The 12,065-nt window shown below is 43.4% G+C and carries 9 protein-coding genes; 5 read left to right on the plus strand and 4 right to left on the minus strand.

Features of this window, described 5'->3' with window-relative positions; all coding sequences use genetic code 11:
• Positions 1 to 12: 12 nt before the first annotated feature.
• Positions 13 to 240, minus strand: coding sequence for a YejL family protein (locus D8S93_RS02645; protein WP_005380722.1), 228 nt, complete (start codon positions 238 to 240; stop codon positions 13 to 15).
• Positions 241 to 325: 85 nt separating this feature from the next.
• On the opposite strand from D8S93_RS02645, the gene yejK reads away from it, so the two are divergent.
• The 3 genes from yejK to D8S93_RS02660 all read left to right on the plus strand — a co-directional run bounded on the left by yejK (position 326) and on the right by D8S93_RS02660 (position 3,991).
• Entirely contained in the window at positions 326 to 1,324 is a 999-nt protein-coding gene (gene yejK / locus D8S93_RS02650) for a nucleoid-associated protein YejK (protein WP_005396521.1), read from the plus strand.
• Between the two features lie 82 nt (positions 1,325 to 1,406).
• Positions 1,407 to 2,723, plus strand: a complete 1,317-nt coding sequence (locus D8S93_RS02655; protein WP_152811854.1) for an Hpt domain-containing protein — start codon at positions 1,407 to 1,409, stop codon at positions 2,721 to 2,723.
• A 104-nt stretch (positions 2,724 to 2,827) separates the two neighbouring features.
• Positions 2,828 to 3,991, plus strand: a complete 1,164-nt coding sequence (locus tag D8S93_RS02660; protein WP_152811856.1) for a chemotaxis protein — start codon at positions 2,828 to 2,830, stop codon at positions 3,989 to 3,991.
• Between the two features lie 89 nt (positions 3,992 to 4,080).
• On the opposite strand, the gene nhaC is transcribed toward D8S93_RS02660, so the two are convergent.
• Positions 4,081 to 5,514 carry a Na+/H+ antiporter NhaC gene (gene nhaC, locus D8S93_RS02665; protein ID WP_005396525.1) on the minus strand — a complete coding sequence of 478 codons (1,434 nt, stop codon included), beginning with the start codon at positions 5,512 to 5,514 and terminating at the stop codon, positions 4,081 to 4,083.
• 430 nt (positions 5,515 to 5,944) lie between these two features.
• On the opposite strand from nhaC, the gene asd reads away from it, so the two are divergent.
• Positions 5,945 to 7,060, plus strand: a complete 1,116-nt coding sequence (gene asd / locus D8S93_RS02670) for an aspartate-semialdehyde dehydrogenase (RefSeq protein WP_005396526.1) — start codon at positions 5,945 to 5,947, stop codon at positions 7,058 to 7,060.
• 55 nt (positions 7,061 to 7,115) lie between these two features.
• Here asd and D8S93_RS02675 read toward each other — a convergent pair whose 3' ends face one another.
• Positions 7,116 to 7,979 (minus strand): ion transporter, encoded by an 864-nt coding sequence (locus D8S93_RS02675; RefSeq protein WP_101911794.1) that lies wholly within the window; start codon positions 7,977 to 7,979, stop codon positions 7,116 to 7,118.
• Between the two features lie 35 nt (positions 7,980 to 8,014).
• Complete coding sequence (locus D8S93_RS02680) at positions 8,015 to 8,653, minus strand: YchE family NAAT transporter (protein WP_005396528.1); 639 nt, start codon at positions 8,651 to 8,653, stop codon at positions 8,015 to 8,017.
• A gap of 650 nt (positions 8,654 to 9,303) precedes the next feature.
• On the opposite strand from D8S93_RS02680, the gene adhE reads away from it, so the two are divergent.
• The gene (gene adhE / locus D8S93_RS02685; protein ID WP_046874521.1) at positions 9,304 to 12,006 is read left to right on the plus strand and encodes a bifunctional acetaldehyde-CoA/alcohol dehydrogenase; all 2,703 of its coding nucleotides are present in this window, start codon (positions 9,304 to 9,306) and stop codon (positions 12,004 to 12,006) included.
• Positions 12,007 to 12,065 lie beyond the last annotated feature (59 nt).

The raw sequence follows: 12,065 nt of genomic DNA on the forward strand, positions 1-12,065 counted from the left end.
TATTGTCCGTTATTAGTGTGTTTTTGGTGTTTCTAAAGAAGACATCAGCGCCTGAGCAAATTTTTCAGCAATCGCTTTGCGTTGTGAAGCAGCAACACGTTGATTTAAGACATTGGTTGCGATATTTCCGGCAATCATTAGCGTCAACTCAGGAGAAGCAGCGTGTTTTTCAAGAACTGTTGCTACTTCAGCAAGAATTTTCTCTACTTGCTCGTCAGTATATTTAGATGTAATCGGCATAAAGACTCTAATAATGATAGTAAAAGCGGCTTATGATAACCTACAATGCCCATCAACTAAAACCTTGTAGCAAGATAAAATCACTATGAGCCTTCATCTTTCAAACGTTATTCTGCATCAACTGTGCAAAAACGATCAGGACGAGCTAGTTGTAAACTTTCGTCCAGCATCATTAGAGAACGATGCATCTACTGAAAACTTAGTCGCTGAACTTCACCGAGTATTCCATTCTAAAGCTGGTAAGGGTTTTGGCTCTTTCCAGTCAGACAGCGAATTTCAATTTTGGCTTCAAGAAATGCGCAAAGGAGAGCGAGATTTTTACGACTTCTCACAAATTAGTGCAAATCGCTTGAAAGAAGAGTTGATTAAGTACCCATTTGCGGATGAAGGTATTTTGGTTTTCGCTGAGTATCAGAGTTTAGCAACGGACTACTTGTTCATCGGTATCTTACCAATGAACCAAAGTTTAAAAGTGACCGAAGGTTTGGACATCAGTGCGACGGATTACCTAGATATCACCAAAATGGATATTGCGGCACGAATTGACTTGTCGAGCTACGACACTGACAAGGAATCTAATCGTTACTTGCAATACATCAAGGGACGCGTTGGCCGTAAAGTGGCGGATTTCTTCCTAGATTTCCTGCAAGCGGACATCGGCTTAGATACTAAACAACAAAACTTAGTGTTGATGCAGGCAGTGGATGATTTTTGTGCTGACTCGAAGCTAGAAAAGCAAGAAGTGAACGAGTACAAGAAACAAGTTTACGATTACTGCAATGAGCAAATTAAATCCGGTGATGAGGTTCAAATCTCAGAGCTTTCTGGAGAGCTTCCTCCAAGCCAAGATGGCACAAGCTTTATGGATTTCACCAAAGAGCAAGGGTACGAGCTTGAAGAATCTTTCCCAGGTGACCGTGCGACGGTTCGCAAACTGACTAAATTTGTTGGCGCTGGCGGTGGCTTGAATATTAGCTTTGATAGCCTATTGCTTGGCGAGCGTATTTTTTATGACCCAGAGACGGATACCTTAACGATTAAAGGTACGCCACCAAATCTAAAAGATCAGTTGAGTCGCAACTAAAACCATATCGTCAAATTAAGAGAGCCAATGGCTCTCTTTTTTTATGTGAATAAGAAACATCCATAGTATATGCTTGTAATTAATGGAGATATGCGAGGGGCGAGTGTTGCTGAAGCTAAAAGAAGGAATTAGGCGGTTTGTTTGGTTCTGGTTCGTTTTATGGTGTGTTTTAGCGCTAGGGATTTGGTTGCAAGCCAAACAAACGATTCAAACCATTTCAACAGTGAATGAGCTAGGAAGCAAAGTCGAAGAAGTCAGACATTTTTTTAACTTCGATCTGCCTTATCGTGTTAAGCACGTCGACCAAGTTTCACTAAAACTTCAGTTAGCCTATGCAGTTCGCTTACAGCTTGAAAGTGAGTTTTCTGAAGGAAAAATCACACCAGATATTACTCAATTGCTTTATGCGACCGATCGATTTTTAGAAAGTGCTCGAGCCTTTGTAGGAAGTAACAGTGAGCTAGTCTCATTAGCCGAGCAGTTGCGAAGGAGCCGTGCCCGAGCTGAGAACTCTGAGCAAATTCAATCAATGTACTATCGCTTAGGCGCACTTGTTTTGGAGTCTATTTTTAGTGACTCAGCAACGAATAGCGATACTTATCGTGATTTAGACCGACTCTTTATCGAGTCGGACACGCTTTCTCCTCAAGAGCGAAGTGCTTTTCAGCGTCAACTTGCCCAGACTTCAAGCGCGCTATCTGCCAAGGCGCAAGGCAGCTATCTAGTTAATCAACTGCTTAATCCTGATTTCCCGAACCAGTTAACTTCGATAAATGACCAGTTGGAACAAAAGTTGATGACCTTTGTTACTTGGTTGTCAGTAATCAGTGGTTTATTTATTTCTCTTATTTCATGGGGGCTTTTCTCCCAAAGAACCGTTCAGCCGCTAATACCATCAAGAGCAGAAGATAAAGAGTCTGAGCAAGCTGGTGGGTCTTACGTTGTTTTTTCTGCTCAGTCCGAAAGCGCTCAAAACGGCCAAGTTAACGAACAGAGTCATAATGAGCCGAACACATCACAAGTGGCAGTAGTGGAACGTGAGCCGTATATAGATATCAATAAGATGCTGGACTCGCTATCGGGAGATGAAAGCGCGGTGCGAATGTTACTTGAAGTCTTTATTCAGGATCACTCTGGCGATGGTTCAAAAATGCATCGGCTATTAGAAGAGGATAAAGAGCAAGCGCAAAGAGCGGCTCATAGTCTTAAAGGGGTCTCGGGAAGTTTAGGGGCAATGCCATTGCACTGCATTTCGAGTGATATTGAGCTGTTGATTAAACAAGGGCAACAAGTGCCGGAAGAGAAACTGACACGTTTAGATGATGTCCTAAAGCAAACCATACTTTTCGCTAACCACGTTCTCAATAGTGAAAAGATACAAGAAGCGCTAACAGATTGATATTGCTCTGACTTACAATCATCAGAGTTGGGGTATTAAAGGCCCGAACTATATGACTTAGTTCGCTTTATTCCTGTTCCATACAATTTGTTAAAGGTACTTTCATGTCCGTTCGTCGATTGTCTTCAATGATGTTGATAGGGTTGGTTATGATGCTTTCAGGGTGCTCCCTGTTAGAAGTGAAAATCGAGAGTCAAACCGTCCCTCTTACCAAACAAGAGCTTAATATGCGTCTCCTGACTCGTGAGTATGCGCAACAGTTTTTTGCTCAGGTAGAGCAAGCTGCTGATGCATTGCACGATCAATATGAGCCGCATGATAAAGTCCATCAATCTTATATTTTGCTTTGGAAGATAAATGCTGAAGAAGGTCTTCAAGCCGCAGCATACCAAGTCTCGCCAATGGCAGCACTGATTGATACTTGGACTTTTACGCTACAGATGGATCAATTCTTTACGACTGGCCCTGGTAATGAACTATTTGCGACAGATGAGGCAAAGTTAGTTTCTGCTCACTTAGCGAAAGAGGTGGATAAACTGGCTCAATCTCTGTTGAAACAAGAAGCGTACATCAAGACACAAGCGTTTGTTGCAGAGTTCGTTAAGCAACATCCATTCGCGGACTTAAGTATGATCAGGACGCCAGCTTACCGTGGGTGGTTAGATGCGAATCAAATTAGCGAGGAAGAGGCAGTGACTACGCTAGGTACAATGCCAGAAGCATTAGGGGATGTCTCGGATCGTCTAAGCCTTGTATCAGAACAGACCCCCAAAATTATGACTTGGAAGGCGCAGTTATTAGCATTAAATAGCTCTGCCAGCATCGAAAAAGTTAATGCTGCGCTAAATAGCCTACAAGTTACGGCTGATTCGATGAAGGACTTTATTGATAACAATCCAGAGTACATGCGCTATTTGGCAGAGCAAATGGCGGTGGAGTTACAACCTTTGGTTGACGATATTGACCAAAAAACGCAAGCGCGTTTATCTCAATTGGGTGAGGAGCGCCAAGCTTTAGAGCTGATGGTAGCCAGAGAGCGCCAAGAAATCGCGCAGATCATTACCCATGAGCGTGAGAAGTTTGCTCAAGATATGGACCGAGTCTCGCAGGAAGTGGTCAGTTTAGCGATGACCAAGCTGATTGAGCTCGTTAAAAGTACCATTATCTACTTCATCTTGTTCATTGCCGTTATATTCTTTGCACCACTTGGCTTGGGCTATTGGTTTGGTAAGCGTGCAGCAGTGAAAACGCAAGTCAAACAAAGTTAACGTTTGGTTGAGATATAAAAAAGAGCGCTCATGCGCTCTTTTTCTTTGTCTTTCACTCGGAAAGAGAGATTCTTCCTATCTATGCGAACTTAAGCGGTTTGCTGCTTCAGTTCGCCTTCTGCTTGTTCAACTGCTTCCGCTGTTGGTTCGCATTTATCAACAAACCAACCCATGTAGGAACTGATGATGGTCACAATGATACATACAAAGCTTAGCCACATGAACGGTGCATAAGACAGTGTCGCAACACCCAGAATACTTGCCATGTAGATACCGTTGTCACTCCAAGGGACCATACCTGAGGTTAATGTGCCGCCGAACTCTGCGTTACGAGACAAGTTCTTACGTTTGTAGCCTAGGCGATCGTAGTTCTTCGCACAGATTTTTGGTGTCAGGATAAGTGAAACGTACATCGCTGAACCAAATACGTTCCCCATAAAGGCTGTACCGATTGTACTTGTTGCCAGTGAACCTGCACTTTGAACGCGTTTTTCAAACAGCTTAGCGATAGTTTCTAACACCCCCACTTTATCTAGTAGACCGCCAAAACCAAGGCCGAATACGATGACAGCAACCGAGCCAAGCATTGAAGACATGCCGCCACGGTTAAGAATGGAGTCAATGAAATCTACGCCTGAAGAAATCGCAAACGGAGCCCAAGCGGTGTTGAACGCGGTTAGGAAGTCCACATCTTGAATCATTACTGCCCAAATAATACCGAGCAGAGAACCAAAACTGATCACTGGGAATGAAGGCATACGCATTGCTAGAAGTGACAATACGATGATCACAGGAACAAATGAGTAAGGGGTGATGTAGAATTGCTGCTCCATCGCTTTAATTACAGAGTCTACCTGGCTCATGTCAACTTGACCTGCGTAGTGGAAGCCAAATGCAGTAAACATAATGCCTGTAATAATATAGCTAATGAGTGCGATCGGCAGCATGCCTTTAATATGTTCCATCACTTCAACGTTAGACATCGATGAAGCAAGAATCACAGAATCTGATAGAGGCGACATTTTGTCACCAAAGTAACAACCTGAAAGCACCGCACCAGCTGTAATTGGTGCAGGAACGCCAAGGCCTTGGCCAATACCCATCATCGCAATACCAGCAGTACCAGCAGCGCCCCAAGAGGTGCCAGTCGCTAGCGCAGTCAATGAACAGATGATCATGGTTGCGAGCAAAAAGATAGAAGGGTGAATTGCTTTAAGTCCGTAGTAAATAATGGTTGGAACAATACCACCAGAGATCCACGTACCAACAAGCGCGCCAACGGCAAGAAGAATTAAGACGGCTCCAAGTCCATTGGAAATGCCATTTAGTGCAGCTTTTTCCAGATCTTTGTACTGATGACCAAGCTTAATGCCTAATATCATGATAATGAACCAACCGATGTACAGCGCTAGCTGGATCGGTAGGTCTAGCTTGGCAGTGAACGAAAATGCCAGCAGTAGAAATAAACCGAGCGAGATAAATACCTGTATCAAGCTTGGTAGGCGTGGTGTAACTTGCTTCATATGTGCCTCTGTCAATCTTGGAGCAATAGAGGAAGGCGCTCCTTGTTGTAATCGCGCATAACATACATTAACAAAAATTATATTTCGAATATTTGGTGTTTTATCTTGATGTTCGTCGGCAAAAACGTTTGCTTGTGAAATTAACTGTTAGTTTTTTTTAACTTTTTTGGTTTTAAATGTTGTGTAATGTGAAATTATTGTGCTTCATGTGTTGTTTTATCACTGAGTGGTAAGACCAATTTGGAGTAACAGGGCTTTCCCTACTTGAAAAATGGCCGAAATCGCAAACCAAACACTAAAAAAGCTCGTTTAACACGAATTTTCATAGGAAAAGGTTAAAAAATAGGCTTATTTACAAAATAGGGGTTGAGATTTTGATGCGAAAAATTAACTATGGGGTAGGTTTTTTAATACATGGAGAGTTAATACGATGAGAGTTGGTTTAGTTGGTTGGCGCGGTATGGTTGGTTCAGTCCTTATGCAGCGTATGGTTGAAGAGAAAGACTTCGACCTAATCGAACCAGTATTCTACAGTACTTCTCAAGTTGGTATTCCTGCTCCTAACTTAGGAAAAGACGCAGGCTTACTGCAAGACGCGTATGATATTGAAAGCTTAAAACAGCTTGATGCGGTAATTACATGTCAAGGTGGTAGCTACACAGAAAAAGTTTACCCAGCACTTCGACAAGCCGGTTGGAAAGGCTACTGGATTGACGCAGCATCTACGTTACGTATGGCGGAAGATTCCATCATCACGCTTGATCCTGTGAACTTAAAGCAAATCCAACAAGGCATCCACGGTGGCACGAACACATTTGTTGGTGGTAACTGTACGGTTAGTTTAATGCTAATGGGTCTAGGTGGCTTATTCGAAAAAGGCCTTGTTGAGTGGACAAGCGCAATGACATACCAAGCCGCTTCTGGTGCTGGCGCGCAAAACATGCGTGAACTGATCTCGCAAATGGGCGTTATCAATGACTCTGTAAGTTCCGAACTTGCAAACCCATCAAGCTCTATCCTAGATATTGATAAAAAAGTTGCAGACACAATGCGCAGCGGTTCTTTCCCTACCGATAAATTCGGTGTACCACTAGCTGGCTCGCTTATTCCGTGGATCGATGTGAAACGTGATAACGGTCAGAGTAAAGAAGAGTGGAAAGCGGGCGCAGAGGCAAACAAAATTTTGGGCTCACAAAGCTCGCCTGTGCCAATTGATGGTACTTGTGTCCGTATTGGTGCGATGCGCTGTCACTCTCAAGCACTCACTATCAAGCTTAAGCAAAATGTCCCAATGGACGAAATCGAAGAAATCATCGCCACTCATAACGACTGGGTTAAAGTGATTCCTAACGATCGTGACATTACTGCGCAAGAACTTACACCTGCAAAAGTAACAGGCACTATGTCCGTACCAGTAGGTCGTCTACGTAAGATGGCAATGGGTGATGACTTCCTAAATGCTTTCACTGTTGGTGACCAACTACTTTGGGGCGCAGCAGAACCATTGCGTCGTACGTTACGCATTATTCTTTCTGAGAAAGCATAATCACATCAACCTTTGTTTGATGACAAAATAAAAGAGCTCCCTAGGGAGCTCTTTTTTATGCTTCGTCTTCTCCACGAACAACGCGTTTGTCAGGATCGGCCAGTTCACTACCACAGTGTTTACAGTAAGTCGCATCAGAGTCGTGCCCGGCGTGAGAACAGTTCGGACACTTCACTAATACTTTGTGCGATTGCATTTCTTGGTGAAGCTCTGCTGTGAAAATACCAGTAGGGACCGCCAAAATTGAATAACCCAACAACATGGTGAGTGAGGCAAGCCCTTTTCCGAGATCTGTTTGAGGTACCAAGTCACCATATCCAACCGTTGTGATGGTCACAATAGCCCAATAAATACTTTTCGGAATGCTAGTAAATCCGTTTTCAGGCCCCTCAATGACGAAAATCAGCGACCCAAAGATCGTGACCATAATGGCGACAGAGCTAAAGAAGATAAAAATCTTTCTGCGCGCCATCAGTAGAGAGCGTAAGAGGATGTTGGACTCTTGAAGATAGCGGACCAACTTGAGTATGCGGAATATTCGCATGACTCGCAGTGCTCTTATTACGCCCATAAAGGAGGCTGAAGGGAAAAACAGTGCTAAGTAAGTAGGTAAAATCGCGAGTAAATCAACGATGCCATAAAAGCTTTTCGCATAGGCGGCTGGTTTTGGAGAGCAATAAAGCCGGAGAAAATATTCAATAGTGAATAAACCGGTAAAAGTGTACTCCAAGTATTTCAGCTCTTTTGCCCACTCGGCGCGCACGGATGGTATTGAGTCTAATACCAGTACGATTAGAGAACTGATAATCGCGATAATGAGTGCAATATCGAAGGTTCGACCAGCTTTGGTATGAGTACCAAAAATGGTGACATAAAGAGTATGTTTGAGAGAGTCAGTCGTCATGACAAAGCGATCCATTGTTGAATCGCTCTATCATACAATTTTATAGAAACTCAGGCTAATCCTGGAAATAAGTTGCGTAAACCATTGGCGATAAACTCAATACCCAATGCGCCTAATATCAAACCCATGATACGGGTAATGACGTTAATGCCAGTTTGGCCCAAAAATCGCACGATCAGTGGGGCAGAGCGGAACAACAGCCACGAGCATAGACAGAACAAGCCAATTGTAATGCTGATGCCTACCGTATCAAACATGCTTGGGTAGCGTGCACCGTAAACAATAGTCGAACTGATTGCACCTGGCCCTGCCATTAGCGGCATCGCAAGAGGAACAACACCAATCTGCTCGCGACTCACGTATTCTGATTTTTCCTGTTTGTTTTGTTTATCTTCCCCCAGTTTACCGCTCATCATCGAGAACGCGATGCTAAGCAGCAGTAGCCCACCTGCAACACGAAACGAATCCAGAGAAATGCTGAACATATCTAATAGTAACTGGCCAGCAAAGAGCGAAATGATCAGGATGATCGCAACAGCCACGTTCGCTGTGGTTGCCGTATTGCGCTTTTCGTCTGGTGTCATATGTCCGGTTAGTGACACAAACACAGGCATGATACCAACAGGGTTTACTGCGGCGACCAAACCAAGAAAAAACTGCAAGAAGATAGCAAGTTCAAAAGTTTGCATGTTGCGTACTCATTAAAGTTCACATTAGTGAAAAGGCGAAGGGGTAATTTGGGCGTAATGTAAGGCAAAAGTTGGGTTGGAAGAAATGAAAAAAACTAACGCATTTCCTACTGTTTTAGTGAGAAAAACTAATTCTTTAATAAACTGTATCTAATCTGGAAAAGAATTGTTGCGTATAAAGTTGCTGTCAAAGTGTGCTGTTTTACATAAACGTTAACATTCGCACACTTTTGATAAAAACTAAGGTGGTTTGTAGAGAGATGTATTCGGTTCGATATACTCTCAGTAGCACAAGGAATTGGGCCTACATGTAATTTTGTTGGCTAAAAATGAAACTTTTTTACAGGTTGTTGTAGTTTCTTTTATTTATTTGTCTATTTGCTTCTTTTTTGTTCAATAAAAATTGAAGATTAATTTATTTGTTTATCAGTGGTTTATGTCGTTTTAGTGTGATAGGGCACTACTTTGGTGGTATTTAGGTCGTGAGAACTGATCCAAGTCAATTTTTTTCACACTCTGAAATATTATACTCAGTCCTGAAAGCAATTTACTAAGACGTTTGTTTTCTAAGTGACTGATAAACAGTAAAAACGATAAGTAATAGCCTTAGTAAAAAGTTTTTAATATTTGTTAATTTTAGGAGATTCCCTATGCCTGTAACTAATATGGCTGAACTAGATGCAATGGTCGCTCGCGTTAAGAAAGCGCAAGAAGAGTTCGCTACTTACTCTCAAGAGCAAGTAGACAAAATCTTCCGTGCAGCGTCTCTTGCAGCTAACCAAGCCCGTATCCCGCTAGCTCAACAAGCGGTTGAAGAATCTGGTATGGGTATTGTTGAAGATAAAGTAATCAAGAATCACTTCGCTTCTGAGTTTATCTACAACAAATACAAAGACGAACAAACGTGTGGCATCCTAGAAGAGGATGACAACCTAGGTACTATGACTATCGCTGAACCTGTAGGTATCATCTGCGGTATCGTACCAACAACTAACCCAACATCTACAGCGATCTTCAAATCTCTAATCTCTCTGAAGACTCGTAACGGTATTATCTTCTCACCACACCCACGTGCGAAAAACTCGACTAACGACGCAGCGAAACTTGTTTTAGATGCAGCGGTAGCAGCAGGTGCACCAAAAGACATCATCGGTTGGATCGACCAGCCTTCAGTTGAGCTATCAAACGCTCTAATGAAACACGATGACATCGCTCTTATCCTTGCAACTGGTGGCCCAGGCATGGTTAAAGCAGCTTACTCTTCTGGTAAACCAGCAATCGGTGTAGGTGCAGGTAACGTTCCTGTTGTTATCGACGAAACTGCTGACATCAAACGTGCAGTGGCTTCTATCCTTATGTCTAAGACTTTCGACAACGGCGTAGTATGTGCTTCTGAGCAGGCTGCAATCGTAGTTGACGAAGTTTACGACGAAGTGAAAGAGCGTTTTGCTTCTCACAAAGCTTACGTACTAAGCAAAGCAGAAGCAGAAAAAGTTCGTAAAGTTCTTCTTATCGATGGCGCGCTAAACGCGAAAATCGTAGGTCAGCCAGCAGCGGCAATCGCTGAAATGGCAGGCGTTAAAGTTCCAGCAGATACTAAAGTTCTTGTTGGTGAAGGTCTGGGTAAAGTTTCTTACGATGACGCATTTGCTCACGAGAAACTATCTCCAACTCTAGGTCTATTCCGTGCTGACAACTTCGAAGACGCGGTTGCTCAAGCGGTAACTATGGTTGAGATCGGTGGTATCGGCCACACATCTGGTCTTTACACTAACCAAGATACTAACGCTGACCGTATCCGTTACTTCGGTGACAAGATGAAGACAGCTCGTATCCTAATCAACATCCCGACTACTCACGGTGGTATCGGTGACTTGTACAACTTCAACGTTGCGCCTTCTCTAACTCTAGGTTGTGGTTCATGGGGTGGTAACTCTATCTCTGAGAACGTAGGTCCTAAACACCTAATCAACAAGAAAACTGTAGCGAAGCGAGCTGAAAACATGTTGTGGCATAAACTACCTAAGTCAATCTACTTCCGTCGTGGTAGCCTTCCAATTGCTCTAGGCGACCTAGAAGGTAAGAAACGCGCATTCTTAGTAACTGACCGTTTCCTATTCAACAACGGTTACGCAGATGACGTAGTAAGTCTACTTAAAGCTCAAGGCATGGAAGTTCAAACATTCTTCGATGTTGAAGCTGACCCAACGCTTTCTGTTGTAGAGAAAGGTGCGGCTCAAATGGCTAGCTACCAACCAGATGTTATCCTAGCGCTAGGCGGTGGTTCACCAATGGATGCTGCGAAGATCATGTGGGTAATGTACGAGCACCCAGAAACTCACTTCGAAGAACTAGCAATGCGCTTTATGGACATCCGTAAACGTATTTACAAGTTCCCTAAAATGGGTCAAAAAGCTGAGCTTGTATGTATCACTACAACTTCAGGTACTGGTTCAGAAGTTACACCATTTGCGGTTGTTACTGACGACAAGACTGGCGCTAAATACCCACTAGCTGACTACGAAATCACGCCAAACATGGCTATCGTTGATGCTAACCTAGTGATGAACATGCCTAAGTCTCTAACAGCATTTGGTGGTTACGATGCAGTAACTCACGCTCTAGAAGCTTACGTATCTGTTCTTGCGAACGAATACTCTGATGGTCAGGCTCTACAAGCACTTAAGATGCTAAAAGAATACCTACCTTCAAGCTACGCGAACGGCGCTAACGACCCAATCGCTCGTGAGAAAGTACACAACGCAGCAACTATCGCTGGTGTGGCATTTGCTAACGCATTCCTAGGTGTTTGTCACTCAATGGCGCACAAACTAGGTGCTGAGTTCCACATTCCACATGGCCTAGCAAACGCACTACTTATCTCTAACGTTGTACGTTACAACGCGAACGATAACCCAACTAAACAAACAGCATTCTCTCAATACGACCGCCCACAAGCACGTCGTCGTTACGCTGAAGTTGCTGACCACTTAGGTCTAAGCCAAGCTGGTGACCGTACTGCTCAGAAAATTGAACGTCTACTAGCATGGTTGGATGAGCTAAAAGTGAACCTAGACATCCCAATGTCTATCCAAGCGGCAGGCGTAGCTGAAGCAGACTTTATCGCGAAACTTGATGAGCTAGCAGTTGAAGCGTTCGATGACCAATGTACTGGTGCGAACCCTCGCTACCCACTAATTAGCGAACTTAAAGATGTGTTAATGGCTTCTTACTACGGTAAAGCATTCGTTGAAGGTGAAACTTTCGAAGGTACAACAGTTATCAAGAAGAAAGCAGACCAAGAAGCAGCGAAAGCGGCGCCTAAAGCAAAGAAAGAAAAAGCTGACGCGTAATTAAGAGTCGTGTGAGTAAGGTTTTCGCTAGCACGAAACCTTAACCGGGAAAAAGTAAA

Source organism: Vibrio sp. VGrn 2 (assembly GCF_009361695.1).
GTDB lineage: Bacteria > Pseudomonadota > Gammaproteobacteria > Enterobacterales > Vibrionaceae > Vibrio > Vibrio diabolicus.